Consider the following 20,201-nt stretch of genomic DNA (forward strand, 5'->3'; position numbering starts at 1 on the left):
GGAACCCGGGGGGCCGCCTCCGGGGAGGCGGCCCCACACGACCTTAGGTCGTGTCTGACAAATCATGGCCCTGCTGCGCGTGGCCCAGGCGGCGCCTCGCTGCGTTGTCGCCCCACCCGCGAAAATCCCTCGCAGGCTCGGGATTTCCGCGGGGCCCGGGAAGGTCGCCGATAACGCTGTTATCGGCTCCTCCTCCGCCTTGCGATGCATCCACCTGGATCCACGCTCGCGACGGGCAGCATTTGTCAGACACTCCCTAGCGGGAGAGCTGGGACAGGTCGCGGGACGCGCCGGTCGAGGCCGAGGTGGTCAGCGCGGCGTACGCCTGCAGGGCGGCCGACACCGGACGCTGCCGGTCGCGCGGCCGGTAGCCGCCGAGGTCGGCCAGCAGTCGCTCGCGGCGGGCGGCCAGCACGTCCTCGGCCACCTTGAGCTCGATCGAGCGGCCCGGGATGTCGATCTCGATGATGTCGCCGTCCTCGATCAGGGCCATCGTGCCGCCCTCGGCGGCCTCGGGGGAGGCGTGGCCGATGGACAGGCCCGACGTGCCGCCCGAGAAGCGGCCGTCGGTGATCAGCGCGCACGCCTTGCCCAGGCCCTTGCCCTTGAGGAAGCTCGTCGGGTAGAGCATCTCCTGCATGCCCGGACCGCCCTTGGGGCCCTCGTAGCGGATGACGACCACGTCACCGGGCTTGACCCGGTTGCCGAGGATGCCGTCGACGGCGTCCTCCTGGGACTCGAACACGACGGCGGGACCGGAGAAGCGCCAGATCGACTCGTCCACGCCGGCCGTCTTGACCACGCAACCGTCCTGCGCGATGTTCCCGTACAGCACGGCGAGGCCGCCGTCCTTCGTGTACGCGTGGTCGAGATCGCGGATGCAGCCCTCGGCGCGGTCGAGGTCGAGCGACTCCCAGCGGGCGTCCTGCGAGTAGGCCTTCACCGTGCGCACGTTGCCGGGGGCGGCGTGCCACAGCTCCAGGGCCTCGTCGGTGACCTCGGGGGACTTCGGGTCCCACTTGGCGATGTACTCGGCGATGGAGGCGGAGTGGACCGTCGGCAGGTCGCGGTGGAGCAGACCGGCCCGGTCCAGCTCGCCCAGGATGCCGGGGATGCCGCCCGCCCGGTGCACGTCCTCGACGTGGTACTTCATCGTGGCCGGGGCGACCTTGCACAGGCAGGGCACCCGCAGCGACAGCTCGTTGATCTCCTTGAGCCCGAAGTCGACGCCCGCCTCGCGGGCGGCGGCCAGGATGTGGAGGATCGTGTTGGTCGATCCGCCCATGGCGACGTCGAGGGCCATCGCGTTCTCGAACGCCTCGCGGGTGGCGATGCTCCTCGGCAGGACCGACTCGTCGTCGTCCTCGTAGTAGCGCCGGGCGAGGTCGACGATCTGCCGTCCCGCGTCCTCGAACAGGGTCTTGCGGGCCTTGTGCGTCGCCAGCGTGGTGCCGTTGCCGGGCAGAGCCAGGCCGATCGCCTCGGCGAGGCAGTTCATGGAGTTGGCGGTGAACATGCCGCTGCAGGACCCGCAGGTCGGGCAGGCGTTCTCCTCCATCTCCAGGAGGTCGGCGTCCGACACGCTCGCGTCGGCGGAGGCGATCATCGGGTCGATCAGGTCGAGCTTGCGGCCGGGGATCTTGCCGGCCTCCATCGGGCCGCCGGACACGAAGATCGTGGGAATGTTGAGCCGGAAGGCGGCGAGCAGCATGCCGGGCGTGATCTTGTCGCAGTTGGAGACGCAGACCAGCGCGTCGGCGCAGTGGGCGTTGACCATGTACTCGACCGCGTCGGCGATCAGCTCGCGGGACGGCAGCGAGTAGAGCATGCCGCCGTGGCCCATCGCGATGCCGTCGTCCACGGCGATCGTGTTGAACTCGCGCGGGATGGCCCCCGCCTCGCGGACCGCGCCGGCCACCACTTCGGCGACCTCGCGCAGGTGCACGTGGCCGGGCACGAACTGCGTGAAGCTGTTGGCCACCGCGACGATCGGCTTGCCGAGGTCGCTGCCCGCTACGCCCGTGGCCCTGAGCAGCGCGCGGGCGCCGGCCATGTTCCTGCCATGAGTGACAGTGCGGGACCTGAGAGCGGGCATCGAGGGACCCCCATCCGGAGACTACTGAGTCTTCAAATGGTACGACCACTGCCCGGCTGCCGAGACCCGCTGTCCACGACTCGGGACGTGTCTACTCGGGATACCGCGCGGGAAGCACGCGCTCGGCGGCCCGGTAGATCGCGTCGATCTCCGCGGTGGTGAGCGATCTCTCCCTCTTGGTGATCCACCTGCGCACCAGCCCGCCGGAGAAGACGTCCACCTCGCGGATGTTGAGGATGCGCCATGGGATCGGCGGCCCGTAGATGGCCAGGGACGGCACCACGGTGATCTCCCGGCCGAGCGCCTTGCTGATCAGGTCGCTGGCCTGCGCCGCCTCCCACCGGGCCTCGTCGAGCCGCGGCTTCTGGTTGAACGGGCCGTGGAAGAGCTTGCGGTGCGACTGGACCCGTACGGGCAGCCGCTTGTCCCACTTCTCCGAGTCCACCGCGTACACGCCGGTGGGCCCGACCACCAGGTGGTCGATCTGCGCCTCGCTGCCGGGGATGGCGCGGGCGTGCAGCGTCTTGTACCCGTTGCGCTCCAGCTTCTTGAGCTGGGCCTCCGTCTGGCGCTCGGCCGCGGAGGCACGCCGCCACGCGGGGATGGAGGAGACCGTCCTCGCCCGGTAGACGGCGTCGGCGACGCACGCGAGGATGGCCGCGGTGAGCCCGAGCCGCCAGCTGGCGAAGAGCACGCCGAACACCACACCCGCCGCGACCGCGATCACGGCCCGGCGGCGCAGGTGGCGATATCGCGTGTCCTGCCACAGGCTGCTCAGCGACGTGCGCTCGACCGGAGCGTACGTGGGAGACGCCGGCGCCTCAGGTGGCGCCGAAGGGCGTTCCGCCTGCTCTGACGATTGGTCACCCACCCATATAGGTGACGTATCGTGACCGTCTTCTGGCGCTAGACCGGTATCCACATCACTCACGGTAGTTGAGCCGTCAGCGGCTTGCCTAGTGTTGGATGGTTCATACTTTTGTGGCCTGCTTGAGCCGATTCGTTGCGCGGAAGTGCGGGTATCTTCTCTAGATATCCGCGGCCCGGAGGCCTACCGTTCGGTAGCGTGGCGCACATTCACGATCTTACCGCTCTTGAGCAGGCGGCAGCCGTACGTACGGGCGAACTTTCTCCTGTCGAAATCACCGAGCACTACCTGGAGCGCATCGAGCGGCTCGACCCGGGCCTGGGGGCGTTCGTCACGGTGACCGCAGACCGGGCCCTGGCCCAGGCGCGCGAGCAGGAAACCCGGCTCGCCGCCGGCGACACGGAGGACCTGCCCCCGCTGCTGGGCGTGCCGATCCCGATCAAGGACCTCAACTTCGTCAAGGACGTGCCGCTCCACTTCGGCTCGGCCACGTACGAGGGGTTCGTCGCGCCCGCGGACGACAGCGTGGTCGAGCGCCTGCGGGACGCCGGCACGATCATGCTGGGCAAGACCAGCACCCCCGAGTTCGGCATGCCCTGCTACACCGAGACCTACCTGCACGAGCCCACCCGCACGCCGTGGGACACCACGCGGTCGGCCGGAGGGTCGAGCGGGGGAGCGGGAGCCGCGGTCGCGGCCGGTCTCGCGCCCGCCGCGCAGGGCAGCGACGGCGCGGGCTCGATCCGCATCCCCGCCTCCGTCTGCGGCCTGTACGGCATCAAGCCCAGCCGCGGCCGCATCTCCGCGGCCCCGATCATGCCCGACCTCGCGGGGCTGTCGACCAACGGCCCGCTGGCCAGGAACGTCGCCGACGCCGCGGCGCTGCTGGACGTCATGGCCCACAACAATCCCGGCGACCTCTACCACGCCCCTGCGCCGGCGCTCGGGTCGTTCTCGGCCTACGTCGGACGGGATCCGGGCCGGCTGCGGATCGCCAGGTTCGCCACCCCCGCCGTGCCCGGCGCGGAGGTCCACCCCGACGTGCTCGCGGCGTACGAGAGCGCGTCGGCGGTGCTGGAGTCGCTCGGCCACGAGGTGGAGGAGATCGCGCCGCCGTTCGGCCCCGACGTGGTGCCCGAGTTCGTCAAGATGTGGTTCAGCTTCTCCTGCATGCACCCCGTGGCGGAGGAGCTGGAGCCGAAGCTGCGCCCGCTCACCGCGTGGCTGCGCGAGCGCGGCCACGCGATCTCGGCCCCCGAGTTCCTCCAGGCGCAGTCGACGCTCCAGCTCGCCACCCGGTTCGCGCTGCTCGTGACGGACGCCTACGACGCGGTGCTCTCGCCGACCGTCACCCAGCCGCCCGTGCCCGTGGGCTGGTTCGAGGACGTCGAGTCGCCCGAGGAGACGTTCGAGCGGATGATGCGCTTCGCGCCCTTCGCGGCCATCTACAACGTGAGCGGCCAGCCCGCGGTGAACCTCCCGCTCTACTGGACCCCCGACGGCCTCCCCATCGGCGTCATGCTGGCGGGCAGGTACGGCGACGAGGGAACCCTCATCTCGCTGTCGTCCCAGGTGGAGGCGTCGGTCGGCGGCTTCTGGGGGGATCGCAGGCCGCCGGTCTGGTGACGGCTATCCCCGCAGCAGTCCGACGACGTACGCCGAGACGTCGGCGAGCAGCGTGGCCGGCCGCACCGGAGCCGCCGCCACGGCGGAGAACAGGGCGGGAAGTCCCGGTAAGGGGAAGCCGTCGTCGGCGGTGACCGCGGCGGCCGCCTCGTGCTTGGCCAGCGCGGCGCGGCTGCGCTCCCACGCCTCCAGCACCTCCTCCGGCGACGGCACGCCGAATCCGTGGCCGACCGGGGCGGCGTGGCGCAGCCGCACGAGCGGGGTCTCGGCGAACGCGAGCGCGATCCGGCAGCGGGCGGACAGGCCGTCGAGGTCCGGCACCCAGTCGAGGGCGGGGCAGGGGGTGCGGCACCGGCCCGCGCAGGTGGCGAGTGCGCCCGCCACCTGGCTGTGCTGCCGGTCGAAGTAGGCCCGCCAGCCCGCGGGCGGCTCCACGGCCACCCGCAGCGTCCGCTCGGCCGCCGACCGCTCCGCCCTGGTGTGGTCGCACTCCCGGTCGGGCATGACCCCGAACCGGCTGCCGGGGGCGCGCAGGCCCTCCGGCCAGCGAACCGGGTCGCCCGCGTGGCCGAGCGCGGGTTCGAAGGCGAGCAGCGGAAGATACTCGCTGCAGATGTGCACGGCCGCGATCATCGAGCTGAGCTCGCGCCGCCGCCAGCGGGCCTCGACGACCTCGAGGAGCAGCGCGTACGCCGGCCGCAGCGAGTCGAGCGCGCCGCGCGGCTGCTCCCTCGGCGTCTGCGGCATGTGGCACGCGCGGGCGCGCCTGCGCAGGTCGGAAGGCACCGTCTGGGCGTCGATCTCGGTGTGGAAGTCCTCCGCGTCGAGGGTGAGCAGCCGCTGGCCGAACTCGCAGACCGACGCGACCAGGGCCGCCCGCCCGCCCTCCCCGAGCACGGCCGGCGCGAGCGCGCCGACGTCGCCGAACGAGTACCTCCCGGCCAGGGCGATCAACAGGTCGTGGGCTGAGTGCACCCGATGACCTTACTCAGGACGCCGGCGGTCATCCGCCGTGCGGCTCCAGGTGCCGGACGCTCGCGGCGCGCGGTCGGGCAGGACGCGCACCTCGCCGAGGTTCTCCGGGGCGTCCACCAGATGCTCGCCGGTGTCGTCGTAGGCGGCGGCGTCCCGCAGGCGCGAGCCCTCGACCACGTCGATCCGCCTGATCCAGCCGAGCCTGCGCCCCGCCGCGGCCCGCACCTTGTCGCCCTCCCGCAGGGGGAGCCACATCTCCTCGCTCAGGCACATCGCCCTGACCTCGCGGGAGCCCCCTTCGTCGATCGCACACCAGTACGTCCACCTGGCGGTGTCGTTCGCCTTGCTGCCGTCCTGGAAGCGGCGCAGCCGGACGATCCGGCCCTCGATGGTCGCCGCGCCGCCGAGGTCGGAGATCGCGTAGACGATCGGCAGACCGGCGACCGCCAGGCCAACGGTGAGGGCGGCGGGCAGGACCAGCCCGTCCGGCCACACGCCGAACGCGGCGGCGACCACCAGGAGGATCCAGGTGAAGAACCCGGCGAACCAGCCGGCCGCGAGGCCCCGCAGGATCGTCCTCCCCGGCGGCCTGCCCCACAGCAGGCGTGAGGGGTAGCGGACGTTCACGACGTGCCACATCCCGCCGTAGTCGGACCAGGCCCGGTTGTCGTCGGCGGGGGTGCTGACCGGAAGGCTCCTGACGGCCAGCGGCGCTAGCCCGAGCGCGGCGGCGTACGCGAGGTGGGGGCCCCAGATCGTGACCGAGGCGGCGGGCTGCTCGGCGAACCGCCCGGTCGCCCGCAGGTGCTCGCGGACGCCGAGCCAGTGCGCGGCGGCCCTGGCCCCCTCGGCCGTGCCGCGCTCCCCGTTCAGCCTGCCCATCACGGCCACGAGCAGGGCGAAGGACACGATCGCCGCGCCCGGCCCGCCGTCGTGGTTCGCACGGGCGTCGTCGGCGGCGACCGCGATGCCGATCGCCACGGCGGGGACGACCGCCGCCGCGCCGAGGAGCAGCGCGTGGGCCCTGCTCCAGCGCGGCCGCGACAGGCCCTGCTCCCGCGCCTCGACGATCACCTTCTTGCGGAAGCTCTTCCACCACCGGCGCAGGTCGCGCGAGCCCTCGGCCAGCGCTCCCGTCGCCACCACGCCGTCGACGGCCAGCGCGCGCACGTGGTCGTAGACGAGCCGCTCGTACGGCCTCAGGTCGCCCGGCTCTCCACGCAGCCGTACGAGGGACAGCTCGGGGCCGATCTCCTCGACGGCCACGACGCCCCTGGCGGCCAGGTCGAGCAGGGTGGCCGAGGCCGCCTCGTCGCACAGCCGCCAGTGTCCGGTGATCAGGTCGACCACCGCGGGGGACTGCCCGGCGAGCGCCCCGGTGGCCGGCCCCGGCTCGACGTCCGGGTTCCTCGTCGCCACGGCGAGCGCGAGCAGGAGCAGCAGCCACAGGCCGGTCGCCGCCGCCGCGGCCATCCAGAGGCCCATGATCAGAACCTGACCCGCACCGGGCCGCGCTCCTCGCCGGGCGCCTGGAAGTACTCGCGAGGCGCGAAGCCGGTCATGCCGGCCACGAGATTGGCGGGCACCGTCTGGATGGCGTTGTTGTAGGTCAGGACGGCGTCGTTGTAGTACTGCCGGGAGTAGGCGATCCGGTTCTCCGTGGCGGCCAGCTCCTCCTGGAGCTCGGCGAAGCCGGCGCTCGCCTTGAGGTCGGGGTAGGCCTCGGCCACGGCGAACAGGCTCTTCAGGGCGCCGGACAGCATGTTCTCCGCCGCCGCCTGCTCCTGCGGGCCCCGGGCGCCGATGGCCCGGGAGCGCGCCGCGACGACGGCCTCGAGCGTGGCCCGCTCGTGGGCGGCGTAGCCCTTGACGGTCTCCACGAGGTTGGGGATCAGGTCGTAGCGGCGCTTGAGCTGCACGTCGATCTGCGCCCAGGCGTTGTCGACGTTGTTGCGGGCGCGTACGAGGCGGTTGTAGGCGGAGACGAGCGTCGCGACGAGGACGGCCACGACGGCGAGGACGACGATCATGGGGATCATGGCAATCGGGCCTCCTGCACGGGCGATGGTCCCGGCCCGTCCGCCCTGTCGACGGCCGGCGAACGACCCGGCCCGCCCATCGCACCGCCGGTGCCTTGCACCGGGCTTGCGCCGCGCTTTCACGCGCTCCCGCCACGTGTCCCCCGGCACGCCGGAGGGCCCCGGCGGTGTGCCGGGGCCCTCGGGATCGTGCTCGTGCTGCCGAACGCGAATCGGCAGCGGATCAGGCTGCCCGATCAGGCTGCCGGATCAGTCGGCGGTTCAGGCTTCGGTTGAGGCGGAGGCGTCCCGCGCCCGGGCGCGCAGGGCCCGGCTGACGCCGTCAGCGCCCTCGAGCAGCAGGCGCCGCAGCGCGTGCGGCGGCTGCTTGTCGCTGATGTGGTCCTGCGTGCGGGCCACGGTCTCCGGACGGATCAGCAGCGCGGGGTAGCAGCCGATGGCGAAGTTCTGCGCCATGTCGGAGGTCCACTCGCTCCAGATCCGCCCGACCTCCTCGAAGTACCGGTCGGCGTACGGCTCCAGCAGCTCGGGGTGCTGCGGGTCCACGAAGCCGAGGATCGTGGCGCGCAGCAGCGCGCCGCTCAGCTTCCCTCCCACGATCGTCGCCCAGGTCTCGGCCTTGGCCTCCGGGGTCGGGATCGAGGCCCGGCTGGTGGCGGCCGAGCGCTCGCCGGTCGCCGTGGCGTCCCTGGCCAGCTCGGCGTCGATGTCACCGGCGCCGAGGACGCCGCCGGACACGAGCGCCTGGATGAGCGTCCAGCGCAGGTCGGCGTCGACGGCCAGGCCCTCGGGCACCTCGGTGCCGTCGAGCACGCCCTTGAGGAACGCCAGGTCCTCGGAGGAGGTGGCGGTCGCCGCGAGGGCGTTGACGTAGGCGAGCTGGTGGTCCGAGCCCGGCTCGGCCGCCGCGACGAGGCGGCGCAGCGCGCCGGCCAGCTCGGCCAGGCCGGTGGCCCGCCACGCCGGGTCGGCGTACTGCTGCACGGCCTGGCGGGCCTGGCGCAGCACCGTCTGCAGGACGGTCATGTCGCGCACCGAGTCGATGCCGGAGACGACCAGCTTGACGTAGTCGCGGGTGGCCATCTCGGCGTCCCGCGTCATGTCCCAGGCGGCCGACCAGCACAGCGCGCGGGGCAGCGACTCGGTGAACGCGGTGATCCCGCCGCCCACGAGGGTGCGCAGCGACCGGTCGTCGAGCCGGATCTTGGCGTAGGTGAGGTCGTCGTCGTTCACCAGCACCAGGTCGGGCTGGACCTCGCCGACCAGCTCGGGCACGGCCGTGCGCGCGCCGACGATGTCGAGCTCGACCCGCTTGGTCCTGGTCAGCACGCCGTCGCGCATGGAGTACAGCCCGATGGCCACCCGGTGCGAGCGCAGCGTCGGGTGCTCCTGCGTGGCCTCCTGCAGCACCTCGAAGCTCAGGAAGCGGCCCTCGTCGTCGGTGGTGAACGACGGCCGCAGCGTGTTGACGCCCGAGGTCTCCAGCCACTCCTTCGACCAGGACGACAGGTCGCGCCCGGAGGTGCGCTCCAGTGCCGACAGCAGGTCCTGCAGGGTGGTGTTCTTCCAGGCGTGCTCGTTGAAGTAGTCGCGCACCCCGGCGAGGAAGTTGTCGAGCCCCACGTACGCGACGAGCTGCTTGAGCACCGAGGCGCCCTTGGCGTACGTGATGCCGTCGAAGTTGACCTCGACGGCCTGCATGTCCGGGATGTCGGCGGCGATGGGGTGGGTGGAGGGCAGCTGGTCCTGCCGGTAGGCCCAGGCCTTCTCGACGTTGGCGAACGTCGTCCACGCGCCCTGGCCCCACCGGGTGGCCTCGGCCTGGCACAGCACGGACATGTAGGTGGCGAACGACTCGTTCAGCCACAGGTCGTCCCACCAGCGCATGGTGACGAGGTCGCCGAACCACATGTGCGCCATCTCGTGCAGGATCGTCTCCGCGCGGCGCTCGATGAGCGCGTCGGTCACGCGCGAGCGGAAGACGTAGTCCTCCAGGAACGTCACCGCGCCCGCGTTCTCCATGGCGCCCGCGTTGAACTCCGGCACGAACAGCTGGTCGTACTTGCCGAAGGGGTAGCGCAGGCCGAAGACGCGGTGGAAGAAGTCGAAGCCCTGCTTGGTGACCTCGAAGATGTTCTCGGGGTCGAGGTACTGCGCGAGCGAGCGCCGCACGTAGATCCCGAGCGGGATCCCGTCGTGCTCGTCGCGCACGACCGCGTACGGCCCGGCGATGAGGGCCGTGATGTACGTCGACATGACGGGGGTCGGCGGGAAGTGCCAGCGCTTGGCGGCCTGCAGCGTGCCGTGCCGCCCGCGGTGCTCCTCCAGCGCCTCGACCGCGTCGGGGGCGGCGTTGGACACCACCTCCCAGTCGCCGGGGGCGAGGACGGTCAGCTCGAAGGTCGCCTTGAGGTCCGGCTGGTCGAAGCAGGCGTACATCCGGTGCGCGTCGGCCGTCTCGAACTGGCTGTGCAGGTAGACCTGCTGGTCCACGGGGTCGACGAAGCGGTGCAGCCCCTCACCGGTGCGCATGTAGGAGCAGTCGGCGTCCACGCGCAGCTCGTTGTGCGCGGCCAGCCCCGGCAGCGGGATGCGGCCCTTCTCGGCGTCGTAGGCGCTGACGTCCAGCTCCCTGCCGTTGAGTACGACCTTCCGCACGTGCGCGCCGTGGAGGTCGATGAACGTGTCCGCCCCCTCGCGGTCCGACGTGAAGTAGACCGTCGTGACGCTCTCGAACCGCTCCTCGCCCTCCGTCAGGTCGAGTTCGACCTGGTAGGACTGGACGGAGAGCAACCGAGCACGCTCCCGAGCCTCGTCCCGTGTCAGATTCCCTGCCACACCCGCTCCTCATCGCATGATCAACGCCCCCGATCCCCGCCGCCCCGTCGCGTCAGGGATTGCATGAATCCTGCCACGCCGCGGCGACAAGGCGGATTCGAGATCGCTCCTACCTGGAATAGGAGAATTCCTGCCCGGGTTGACGACCGAGGGAACCATAGTCCGTTCGAGAGGGTGTCACAGTGTCCGACCGAAAGCTTGTCGATTTCTGGTTCGACCCCGCCTGCCCCTGGGCGTGGATCACTTCACGCTGGATCCACGAGGTGGCCGCGCTCCGTCCCGTCGACGTGCGCTGGCACATCATGAGCCTGGCGGTGCTGAACGAGGACAAGGACATCCCCGACGACTACCGCGAGCGGACGAGGCGGACGCTCGGGGCCGTACGGGTGCTGGCCGCCGCCGCGGACAAGTACGGCGAGGAGGTCCTCGGCGGCCTCTACACCGAGATCGGCAGGCGCTTCCACGACGAGGGGCGCGAGCAGGACCGGGACACGATCGCCGAGGCCCTCACCGCCGCCGGGCTCGACCCCGCGCTGGTGGCCGCCCGCGACTCGGAGGAGTACGACGAGGCGATCCGGCGCTCGCACGGCGAGGGCATCGACCTGGTCGGCCAGGAGGTCGGCACGCCGGTCATCGCCGTCGAGGGCACGGCGTTCTTCGGCCCCGTCGTGTCGCCCATCCCCAGGGGCGAGGCCGCCGCCCGCCTGTGGGACGGCGTCCTGCTCGTCGCCGGCACCGACGGCTTCTTCGAGCTGAAGAGGTCGAGGACCCGCGACCCGATCTTCACCTGAGACTTCACAGGCTCCTTCACCCGCGCGCGAACCGACCGGAAAGGTTTCCGCTGCAAGGCTCGCCATCTGACAGCGGAGGCGCAAGGATGAGTGACATGCGTCACCTCTACGTGAACGGAGCCTGGGTCCCGTCCTCCTCCCGCGAGGCCGTCGACGTCGTCAACCCCGCGACGGAGGAGGTCGTGGACCGGGTGCCCGCCGGGGCGCCCGCCGACGTCGAGTCCGCCGTCGCCGCCGCCCGTGCCGCCTTCCCGTCGTGGTCGGCCCTGGAACCGGCGGAACGCGCCGCGTTCCTGGGGGCGGCGGCCGGGCTGCTGCAGGAGCGCGCCAAGGAGATCGCGGCCACGATCGCCACCGACATGGGCGCCCCGCTCACGCTCGCGCTGAAGGTGCAGACGCTGATGCCCGCCGAGGTCCTGGCCTCCTACGCCGACCTCGCAAAGCGGTACGAGTTCGACGGCGGCCGCGTGGGCAACTCGCTCATCGTGCGGGAGCCCGTCGGCGTCGTCGGCGCGATCACGCCGTGGAACTACCCGCTCCACCAGGTGGTGTGCAAGGTGGCCCCGTCCCTCGCTGCCGGTTGCACCGTCGTGCTCAAGCCGAGCGAGGTCGCGCCGCTCGCGGCGTACGCGCTGGCCGACGTCTTCCACGAGATCGGGCTGCCGCCCGGCGTGTTCAACATGGTCAGCGGCCACGGGCCGGTGGTCGGCGAGGCCCTCGCCGCCCACCCGGACGTGGACATGGTCTCGTTCACCGGATCCACCAGGGCCGGCCGCCGGGTCGCGGCCCTCGCGGCCGAGACGGTCAAGCGGATGGCCCTGGAGCTGGGCGGCAAGTCGGCGAACATCATCCTCCCCGGCGCCGACCTGGAGAAGGCGGTGAAGAACGGGGTCGCGGGCGCCTACCTCAACTCCGGCCAGACCTGTTCGGCGCTGACCCGGATGCTCGTCCACTGGGACCAGTACGACGACGCCGTGCGCCTCGCCGTGGAGGCGGCCGGCGCCTACGTCCCCGGCGACCCGTTCGCCGAGGGCACCCGCCTCGGGCCCCTGGTGTCCGCCGCCCAGCGCGACCGGGTCGTCAGGTACATCAACCGCGGCCAGGAGGAGGGCGCCCGCCTCGTGCTCGGCGGGACCGACAACCCCATGGAACGGGGCTACTACGTCGAGCCCGCGATCTTCGCCGGCGTCTCGCCCGGCATGTCGATCGAGCAGGAGGAGATCTTCGGCCCGGTGCTGTCGATCATCCCGTTCGCGTCGGAGAACGAGGCCGTCGAGATCGCCAACGGCACGCCGTACGGGCTGTCGGGGGCGGTGTGGGCGGCCACCGAGGACAAGGCGCTCGCGGTCGCGCGCCGCCTGCGCACCGGGCAGGTGGCCGTGAACGGCGGCCGGTTCAACGCGATGGCGCCGTTCGGCGGCTACAAGCACTCCGGGATCGGCCGCGAGCTCGGCGAGTTCGGCCTGGAGGAGTTCCTGGAGGTCAAGGCCATCCAGCTGTAGGACGTCAGGGCGCCTGCAGGAGGATCCTGCGGCGCTCGTCCTTGCCCAGCCGGTCGACGTACAGCGTGCCCTCGAGGTGGTCGAACTCGTGCTGGAAGCACCGGGCGAGCATGCCCCGGGCCTTGACGGTGACGGGCCGGCCGAGCTTGTCGACCCCGCGCAGGGTGACCCCGGCGGCGCGGGGGGTCGGGGCGTACAGCGGCTTGCCGGTCTCCTTGCCGGGCACCGACAGGCAGCCCTCCTCCTCGACGACCTCCTCGGGGTCGTCGATCGTCAGCTCCGGGTTGATCACGTGGCCCTTGCGGTTGCTGATGTCGTAGACGAACAGCCGCCGGCCCACGCCGATCTGCGGCCCCGCGAGCCCGACGCCGTCGGCCTGGTACATCACCGCGAACATCTCGTCGATCAGCCGGCGCAGTTCGCGGTCGAAGTCCGTCACCGGTTCTGCGGGGGTGCGCAGGACCGGGTCGCCGACGTAACGAAGCTCGCGCATGACACTCCTGTCAGGCCGGAGGTGTAAGGGACGGAGGCCCGTCTTGGCTATTACTTTAGTGGAGCCCGGGGTCGTCTCCGCCAGAGGCCTTCTGGGAAACTTGTGCCGTGCGTGTCTACATCGGTGCCGACCATGCCGGCTACGAGCTGAAGAATCACCTGGTCTCCTGGCTGAAGGAGCAGGGCCACGAGGTGGAGGACTGCGGCCCCCACGTCTACGACGCGGAGGACGACTACCCGCCGTTCGTGCTGCGCGCCGCCCAGGGCGTGGCCGGCGACGCCGGCAGCCTCGGGGTGGTGATCGGCGGCTCGGGGAACGGCGAGCAGATCGCCGCCAACAAGGTGCGGGGGGTGCGCGCGGCCCTCGCCTGGAACGAGGACACCGCGAAGCTGGCCCGCGAGCACAACGACGCCAACGTGATCAGCCTGGGCGCCCGGCAGCACACGCCGGAGGAGGCCGCGCGGTTCGTCGGGCTCTTCCTGGCCACGCCGTTCTCGGGGGCCGAGCGGCACGCCCGGCGGATCCGCCAGCTCGCCGACTACGAGACCACCGGCGAACTGCCGCCGCTGCCCGCCTGAGCACCTCCGGCGGTACCTCTAGCGGCTGTCTCTGTCTCTGTCTCTGTCCCGGCCCCGGCGGGGCTCCCGCCGGGGCGTCTCGTCGCGCAGCGGCCGCTCGTCGGCGGCCTCCTGCTGCTCGGGCGTCGGCCGGGACACGTCCCGGGCCCGCATGGCCGTGATCGCGGTGATCTGCAAACTCTGCAGCGCCATGTCCTGAAGCCTACGCTCCGGCCGTCGGCGGCGCGTCTCAGAACACCCGGCAGCCCCAAGGGGCGGGGTCCCACGTCATCGCGGCCGACAGCTCCCGCAGGGCCCCCGGCCGGTGCTCCCGCACCAGCCCGGCGTCCGCCGCCGCCCGCAGGGGCCGCCCGCCGAGGTACGCCGCGCCCAGCACGTCGATCGGCAGCGTGAGGTCGGCGGGCGCGCCGGTCGGTTCGCAGGACGCCTTGTCGGTGACGAGGCGCCGGCGGCCGGCGTTCCACGGGCAGACCTCGTCCTGGATCTCCAGCACGAGGTCGGCCGGGGCCGCGTAGGCGCGGGAGACCAGGGCCCGGTCCACGTCCACCAGGCGGATCCACAGGTCGTCGAACCAGGCCGCGTTGAGCTGGCGGGGTTCGGCCAGCAGGTGCATGATCGGGTCGTCCACCGGCCGCCGGCCGGCGTGGACGACCGAGCACAGGTCCCGGTCGAGGACGCCGCGCCAGACCAGCGCGTACGCCGCGGGATCGGAGGCCATCAGCTCCAGGAGCCGGACCTCCCCGTCCGGCACGGCGTGCGCGTTCCAGTCGGCCTTCGCCCGGAACAGCGCGTAGCCGCGCGCCCCCGTCGCGTCCTCCGCGATCAGGCAGCGCAACGGGCCCATCCCGCCCCGGTCGTGTTCGGTGTCCGGGAGGATCTCGGTCCGCCAGTACGCCTCCGAACGCGCGTAGAGGCCGGGGCGGCCGGGCCGTACGGCGTCGTAGACCCGCTGAAGGCCGGCCAGCGCGTCGGCGGGGCCTGCCACGCGCAGGCGCAGCGCGGGATCGGCGGGGGCCGAGCGCGTGAAGGCGGAGCTGTGGGTGGGGATGCGGAAGGACAGGGTGTCGGCGGCCCTGCCGTACCCGAAGCGCCCGTAGATGCCCGCCTGGCTGGCGTAGAGCGCGGCGACGGCCTCACGCCCGTCCTCGTGCAGGCCGTGCAGCTGCCGGGTCATCAGCGCGGTCAGCACGCCGCGGCGGCGATGCGAGGGGAGCACACCCACCGACGTGACACCGGCCACGGGGATCGGCCCGCCGGGGACCGTCATCTCGAACGACAGCGCGCCGGCGCAGCCGACCATCAGGTCGCCGTCGAAGGCGGCCAGCAGGCGGTCGATCTCCATGACCTCGCGCCAGCGGTCGGCGATCTCCAGCGGATAGGTCGCGCTGAACGCCTCGTAGTCGACGGCGACGAATGCCGGCCACTCGGAATCCTCGATGGGGCGCACGGTGATGCTCACCAGATCACCGTAGAAGCGGGCCGCCCCGCGGGCGACCCAATATCCGTGCCGGATGATCTAGACGTTGGTCAAGCAGGTGCCGCCACCTGGGATGTCCGGATACAGTCGAGGCCATCATGACTTCCCGTCCGGCGCCGCTGATCCCTCCTCGGCTGCGCGCGCTCCTGGCGCGCGTGCCGCTCCTGGTGCCGTTGGTTCGTTTTGTCAGGAAAGTCTGGTCGAAGGACCGGTACCTCCTCATCGCTCTCGTCGTGCTCACCGTCGTGATCGGCGTGCTCGACGCGGAGGTGTCGCCGTACTGGTTCTCGCCCTCGCTGCTGATCCTCTTCACGCTGATCGGCGGCCTCCAGCTCCGGCTGCGCAGCCTCGCGATCCTGCTGTGCGTGGTCGTGGCGTCCCTGGCGTACATGGGACCGATCAGGGGAGTGCTCAGCGTCGGCCCCGGCCTGCTGATCACGATGGCCTTCACCGCCGTGCTGGCCTGGATGATGGCGCGGACGCGGGGCAAGCTCGGCGTTCAGGGCCTGCGCGGCGACGCGATGCTGCTGGAGCTGCGCGACCGGCTCAAGCGGCAGAGCGAGCTGCCGCCGCTGCCCAAGGACTGGGGCGGCAAGGTGGTGCTGAAGCAGGCCGGGGGATCGTCGTTCGGCGGCGACTTCGTCGTCTCGATGCGGGAGGGCGACCGGGTCCAGGTGGCGGTCGTCGACGTGTCCGGCAAGGGCGTGGACGCGGGAACCCGCGCGCTCATGCTGTCGGGCACCTTCGGCGGCCTGCTCGGCTCGGTGGACGACTTCCTCGTGGCGTGCAACTCCTACCTGCACCGCCAGCTCGGCGACGAGGGGTTCGTCACGGCCGTCCACCTGGAGCTCGACCTGTCCACGGGGGAGTACACCATCACCTCGGCCGGGCACCCGCCCGTGGTCCGGTTCGACTCCGGCTCGGGCACGTGGCGGGTCTCCACGGCGAAGGGCGTCGTGCTCGGCGTGGTGCCCGACCTGGCCTGCGAGACCGACAGCGGGGTGCTGCGCAAGGGCGACGCGCTCATGCTGTTCACCGACGGGCTGATCGAGCAGCCCGGCCGGGACATCGACGCCGGGCTCGACCGGTTGCTGGGCGAGGCCGAGCGGCTGCTGCCGTCGGGATTCCGCGACAAGGCACGGCAGCTCGTCCAGTCGATGTCCTCCGGCCACAACGACGACTGCGCGCTCGTCCTGATCTGGCGCCCCTGAGTCCCTACAGCCAGCCGGAGTCGGTGGCGATCCTCACGGCGTCGACGCGGTTGCGCCCTCCGGTCTTGACGAGGATGCGCGACAGGTGATTGCGCACGGTGCCGACGGACAGGCCCAGGTCGGCGGCGATGTCCTTGGAGCGCGCGCCCCCCGCCGCGAGCCGCAGCACCTCGTGCTCCCTCGGCGTCAGCGGGCAGTCGGCGGCCTCCAGCGCGGCGACGGCCAGCTCGGAGTCGACGACCCGGCGTCCGGCGGCCATCCGGCGGATGCCGTCGGCGAGATGCTCGGGGGCCACCTCGATGCTCAGGTAGCCGAGGACGCCCGCCGCGAAGGCCCGCTTCACGTGACCCGGGCTGGGCTGCGCCGACAGCAGCATCACGCGGCAGCGCGGCGCCTTCTCTCCCAGCCGCGCGGCCGCGGTGAGCCCGTCCACTCCGGGCAGGTCCGCGTCGATGACGGCGGCGTCCGGCCGCACGTCCAGGGCCGCGGGCACGATGTCCTCGCCCGACCCGACGTCCGCGACCACCCGCAGGTCGTCCTCTCCGTCGAGGGACGCGACCAGGCCTCGCCGTACCAACGGAAGGTGTTCGGCCACCAGGATCCGGATCAAGATTCTCCCCTCAGGACGTCTCTCAAAGGGTGATCGACCAATTGCGTACTGTCAACGAAGTGTCCCCAATCGGTCACACACGGGCAAGCCGAACCCGCGCCGGAAAAGTCTTCGCCCTCGTACGCGTGGGCTACGCTCGAAGGGTGCTTCGTCTGCCAGGGCACCTTCTCCGATTCGGGGGTACGCGCTGATGAGCTGGCTCTTCGTGGCCGGGTTCGTGATCCTCTTCGTCGGTCTGCTGGTCTCCATCGCGCTTCACGAGATCGGGCACCTCGTGCCTGCCAAGCTCTTCGGCGTCCGCGTGACCCAGTACATGGTCGGCTTCGGGCCCACGATGTGGTCACGCCGGCGGGGCGAGACCGAGTACGGCGTGAAGTGGATCCCGCTCGGCGGCTACATCCGCATGATCGGCATGCTGCCGCCGCGCCCCTCCGACGAGCCCGGCAGGCTGCGCAGCGTCTCCACCGGTCCCTGGCAGGGCCTGATCGAGAACGCACGGGCGGTCGCGTCCGAGGAGATCCGGCCGGGCGACGAGAACCGGGTCTTCTACCGCAAGCCCTGGTGGCAGAAGGTCATCATCATGACCGGCGGCCCGGCGATGAACTTCGTGCTCGCGTTCGTGCTGTTCGCGGTCGTGATGATGGGGTTCGGCGTGCGCGAGCTGACGCCTGTCGTGTCCTCGGTGTCCAAGTGCGCCATCCCCGCCGCCGAGGCGAACCACCGCGACTGCCGGGACAGCGACCCCCTGACGCCCGCCGCCAAGGCGGGCCTGCGGCCCGGCGACCACATCGTCGCCATCGGCGGCACGCCGGTTCCCGACTGGGAGAGCGCGCAGCGGCTGATCCGGGAGCACGGCGCGGGGGTCACGACGCTCGGCATCGAGCGGGGCGGGCAGCGGACCGACGTGAAGGTCGACCTGATCGCGCAGGACATGCCCTCGCTGACCGACCCCGACAAAATCGAGAAGAACGTCGGCTTCCTGGGCGTGAGCCCGACGACCGTCGTCGAGAAGAAGGGCCCCGGCTACGTCGTCGGGCAGATGTGGGACCTGACCGAGCGCACCGCCGCCGCAATGGTCAACATCCCCAAGAAGATGGTCGGCGTGTGGAACGCCGCGTTCTCGGGCGAGAAGCGCGACCCGAACGGGCCGATCGGCATCGTCGGGGCGGGCCGCATCGGCGGTGAGATCGCCGCCTCCGACCTCTCGGTCGAAAACAAGATCGAAATCTTCATCAACCTGCTGGCCGGGCTGAACCTCGCCGTGGGCATGTTCAACCTGATCCCGCTGCTGCCGCTGGACGGCGGTCACATCGCCGGCGGGCTGTGGGAGGGCGTCAAGCGGGCCTTCGCGCGGGTGCGCCGCCGGCCCGCCCCCGGTTACGTGGACGTGGCCAAGGCGCTCCCGCTGACGTACGTCATGGCGGCCCTGCTGGTCGTCATGGGCGGCCTTCTCATCTACGCCGACCTCGTCAACCCGGTCCGCCTGTCCGGCTGAGCCCCGCCGGGCAGAGGGCTACTCGCCCGTCGCCCCGTCGATGCGCTCGCGCAGCAGATCGGCGTGGCCGTTGTGGCGGGCGTACTCCTCGATCATGTGGCACATGATCCAGCGCAGCGAGTAGTGGACGCCCTGACGGTCCGCCTTCGTCATCGCGTCCAGGTCGGCGCAGGCCTCCTCGGCCGCCCGCGCGTGCTGGATCTCCGCATGCCAGGTCGCGAAGGCCTCCTCCGCGGACGCGGTGTCCACGTTGTCGAACTCGCCGTCCGGGTCGTCGTCGCTGTAGTAGATGCCGTCGAGATCCTCGCCGTTCAGCCGTCGCCGGAACCAGGATCGCTCGACGTCGGCCATGTGCCGTACGAGGCCGAGCAGCGACATGCTGGAGGGCGGCACGGAGCGCAGCCGCAGCTGCTCCTCCGTGAGTCCCCGGCACTTCACGGCGAGGGTCTCACGGTGCCAGTCCAGCCAGGCGCGCAGCATCGCGCGCTCGTCCGCGGCGACAGGGGGATCGATACGTGTGTCGGTCATCCCGGCATCCTGCCCCGGCTCCGGCGCACAGTCACGTCAATTAGCGCCCGGAATCACCCGGCCGGTATTCGAGCAGGACGACGCGCGAGTCGAGGACCCTCGTGCGGGCCAGTTCCAGCCCGGTCCGGGGGTATCCGGCGTAAGCGGGCTCCCGGCCGTCGCCGCCCAGCGTGAGCGGGAAGACCATCAACCGGAGCCGGTCGACCAACCCCAGCTCCAGCAGGCTTCTGACCAGCGTCAGGCTGCCGATCGAGCGCAGCGGCACGTCCGACTCCTGCTTGAGCGCCGTGATCCGCTCGGCGAGATCGCCGCGTACGAGCCGGGTGTTCTCCCAGGCGAGCGGCTCTCGCAGGGTGTCGGAGACGACGGCCTTCGGCACGTCGTTCATCCGGGTGCTCGCCTCGTCGGTGGCCGAGGACGAGATGGCCGCCAGCGCCTCGTAGGTGACGCGCCCCATGAGCATCAGCTGCGGCTGCCCGGTCGCCTCGCGTATCCAGGCGTCGAGGTCGGGACCCGAGTAGCCGAAGAACGGCCCCACGTCCACGCCGGCGGCGAAGCCGTCCACCGACACGAACAGGTCCGCGATGAGTTCACCCACGGCGGTCACCCCGCTTTCCGGGTCCGCCGGCGCCTCGCGGAGGCGCCGGCGAGCCGGCGCGACCCTCGGAAGAGGAGCCGGGCGAGGCCGAAGAGGAACGCGACCTCGAACAACGCTGTGCACGTGAGCATGGCCTCGTCGAGCAGCCTCCCGCCGACCCGGCCACTCGCCCATTTGCCGACGACAGGCGTGACGACCATGCCCAGCACGTAGCCGATCATCACCAGCGCCTCTTGATACGCGGTACGCATGGCCTGATCGTAGGGCCGTCGCGTCAGCCGGCTCTATCCGCAAAGGTGGCGCCCATGCTGGGGCTGAGCACCCCCGCCGGCTCCGACCTCGGCGATGTCACCGAGCTCCACCTGCTCCAGCACGTCGGCGGCTGGAAGAACGTGCTCTCCCCGGTCACCGCCACCGGCGGGGGGGGGGGGGCAGGCCGGGGGGCCCCGGGGGGGGGCCGGCCGCGGCCGCGGCCGA

Annotated in this window: 19 protein-coding genes; 6 read left to right on the forward strand and 13 right to left on the reverse strand. The window is 71.7% G+C overall.

All coding sequences use genetic code 11. The features are described 5' to 3' along the window. Window positions 1–256: 256 nt before the first annotated feature. The gene (gene ilvD, locus ABZ860_RS42080; RefSeq protein ID WP_357232210.1) at window positions 257–2,095 is read right to left on the reverse strand and encodes a dihydroxy-acid dehydratase; all 1,839 of its coding nucleotides are present in this window, start codon (window positions 2,093–2,095) and stop codon (window positions 257–259) included. A gap of 91 nt (window positions 2,096–2,186) precedes the next feature. Continuing rightward, window positions 2,187–2,966, reverse strand: coding sequence for a nuclease-related domain-containing protein (locus ABZ860_RS42085; RefSeq protein ID WP_357232213.1), 780 nt, complete (start codon window positions 2,964–2,966; stop codon window positions 2,187–2,189). A 195-nt stretch (window positions 2,967–3,161) separates the two neighbouring features. Between ABZ860_RS42085 and ABZ860_RS42090 the strand changes: the two genes are divergently transcribed. Further along, complete coding sequence (locus ABZ860_RS42090) at window positions 3,162–4,589, forward strand: amidase (RefSeq protein ID WP_357232216.1); 1,428 nt, start codon at window positions 3,162–3,164, stop codon at window positions 4,587–4,589. Window positions 4,590–4,592: 3 nt separating this feature from the next. Here the strand turns inward: ABZ860_RS42090 and ABZ860_RS42095 are convergent, their stop codons facing one another. The 4 genes from ABZ860_RS42095 to pepN all read right to left on the reverse strand — a co-directional run bounded on the left by ABZ860_RS42095 (window position 4,593) and on the right by pepN (window position 10,441). Continuing rightward, a complete protein-coding gene (locus ABZ860_RS42095; RefSeq protein ID WP_357232219.1) occupies window positions 4,593–5,564 on the reverse strand; it encodes a hypothetical protein in 972 nt (323 codons plus the stop codon). 9 nt (window positions 5,565–5,573) lie between these two features. Continuing rightward, window positions 5,574–7,049 carry a hypothetical protein gene (locus ABZ860_RS42100; protein ID WP_357232222.1) on the reverse strand — a complete coding sequence of 492 codons (1,476 nt, stop codon included), beginning with the start codon at window positions 7,047–7,049 and terminating at the stop codon, window positions 5,574–5,576. A gap of 2 nt (window positions 7,050–7,051) precedes the next feature. Continuing rightward, window positions 7,052–7,603 carry a LemA family protein gene (locus ABZ860_RS42105; RefSeq protein ID WP_357232225.1) on the reverse strand — a complete coding sequence of 184 codons (552 nt, stop codon included), beginning with the start codon at window positions 7,601–7,603 and terminating at the stop codon, window positions 7,052–7,054. Between the two features lie 261 nt (window positions 7,604–7,864). After that, window positions 7,865–10,441 (reverse strand): aminopeptidase N, encoded by a 2,577-nt coding sequence (gene pepN / locus ABZ860_RS42110; protein WP_357232228.1) that lies wholly within the window; start codon window positions 10,439–10,441, stop codon window positions 7,865–7,867. A gap of 182 nt (window positions 10,442–10,623) precedes the next feature. Between pepN and ABZ860_RS42115 the strand changes: the two genes are divergently transcribed. Together ABZ860_RS42115 and ABZ860_RS42120 are read left to right on the forward strand one after the other, a co-directional pair. Further along, the gene (locus ABZ860_RS42115) at window positions 10,624–11,232 is read left to right on the forward strand and encodes a DsbA family protein (RefSeq protein ID WP_357232230.1); all 609 of its coding nucleotides are present in this window, start codon (window positions 10,624–10,626) and stop codon (window positions 11,230–11,232) included. A 95-nt stretch (window positions 11,233–11,327) separates the two neighbouring features. Beyond that, window positions 11,328–12,734: an aldehyde dehydrogenase family protein gene (locus ABZ860_RS42120; protein WP_357232261.1), complete on the forward strand. Its 1,407-nt coding sequence runs from the start codon at window positions 11,328–11,330 to the stop codon at window positions 12,732–12,734. A 4-nt stretch (window positions 12,735–12,738) separates the two neighbouring features. Here the strand turns inward: ABZ860_RS42120 and def are convergent, their stop codons facing one another. After that, window positions 12,739–13,227, reverse strand: a complete 489-nt coding sequence (gene def / locus ABZ860_RS42125) for a peptide deformylase (protein WP_357232233.1) — start codon at window positions 13,225–13,227, stop codon at window positions 12,739–12,741. Window positions 13,228–13,334: 107 nt separating this feature from the next. Here def and ABZ860_RS42130 point away from each other — a divergent pair, with 107 nt between their 5' ends. Then, on the forward strand, window positions 13,335–13,805 hold the full coding sequence (locus ABZ860_RS42130) for a ribose-5-phosphate isomerase (protein WP_139576480.1): 471 nt from the start codon (window positions 13,335–13,337) through the stop codon (window positions 13,803–13,805). Between the two features lie 18 nt (window positions 13,806–13,823). Here ABZ860_RS42130 and ABZ860_RS42135 read toward each other — a convergent pair whose 3' ends face one another. Next, complete coding sequence (locus ABZ860_RS42135) at window positions 13,824–13,997, reverse strand: hypothetical protein (RefSeq protein ID WP_357232237.1); 174 nt, start codon at window positions 13,995–13,997, stop codon at window positions 13,824–13,826. Between the two features lie 37 nt (window positions 13,998–14,034). Then, window positions 14,035–15,264, reverse strand: a complete 1,230-nt coding sequence (locus ABZ860_RS42140; RefSeq protein WP_357232240.1) for a GNAT family N-acetyltransferase — start codon at window positions 15,262–15,264, stop codon at window positions 14,035–14,037. Between the two features lie 116 nt (window positions 15,265–15,380). Here ABZ860_RS42140 and ABZ860_RS42145 point away from each other — a divergent pair, with 116 nt between their 5' ends. Then, the gene (locus tag ABZ860_RS42145) at window positions 15,381–16,493 is read left to right on the forward strand and encodes a PP2C family protein-serine/threonine phosphatase (RefSeq protein ID WP_357232243.1); all 1,113 of its coding nucleotides are present in this window, start codon (window positions 15,381–15,383) and stop codon (window positions 16,491–16,493) included. Between the two features lie 4 nt (window positions 16,494–16,497). Here ABZ860_RS42145 and ABZ860_RS42150 read toward each other — a convergent pair whose 3' ends face one another. After that, a complete protein-coding gene (locus ABZ860_RS42150) occupies window positions 16,498–17,103 on the reverse strand; it encodes a response regulator transcription factor (RefSeq protein ID WP_357232246.1) in 606 nt (201 codons plus the stop codon). 190 nt (window positions 17,104–17,293) lie between these two features. On the opposite strand from ABZ860_RS42150, the gene ABZ860_RS42155 reads away from it, so the two are divergent. After that, the gene (locus ABZ860_RS42155) at window positions 17,294–18,598 is read left to right on the forward strand and encodes a site-2 protease family protein (RefSeq protein ID WP_357232249.1); all 1,305 of its coding nucleotides are present in this window, start codon (window positions 17,294–17,296) and stop codon (window positions 18,596–18,598) included. A gap of 18 nt (window positions 18,599–18,616) precedes the next feature. Here the strand turns inward: ABZ860_RS42155 and ABZ860_RS42160 are convergent, their stop codons facing one another. From ABZ860_RS42160 to ABZ860_RS42170, 3 genes are read right to left on the reverse strand one after another with little or no spacing between them, the layout of a single operon-like run. Next, a complete protein-coding gene (locus ABZ860_RS42160) occupies window positions 18,617–19,126 on the reverse strand; it encodes a DinB family protein (RefSeq protein ID WP_357232252.1) in 510 nt (169 codons plus the stop codon). A gap of 40 nt (window positions 19,127–19,166) precedes the next feature. After that, a complete protein-coding gene (locus ABZ860_RS42165) occupies window positions 19,167–19,724 on the reverse strand; it encodes a dihydrofolate reductase family protein (RefSeq protein WP_357232255.1) in 558 nt (185 codons plus the stop codon). 5 nt (window positions 19,725–19,729) lie between these two features. Further along, complete coding sequence (locus ABZ860_RS42170) at window positions 19,730–19,975, reverse strand: hypothetical protein (RefSeq protein WP_357232258.1); 246 nt, start codon at window positions 19,973–19,975, stop codon at window positions 19,730–19,732. Window positions 19,976–20,201: the final 226 nt, after the last annotated feature.

It is taken from the genome of Microbispora sp. NPDC046973, from assembly GCF_040644495.1.
In the GTDB taxonomy this organism is placed as follows: Bacteria; Actinomycetota; Actinomycetes; order Streptosporangiales; family Streptosporangiaceae; genus Microbispora.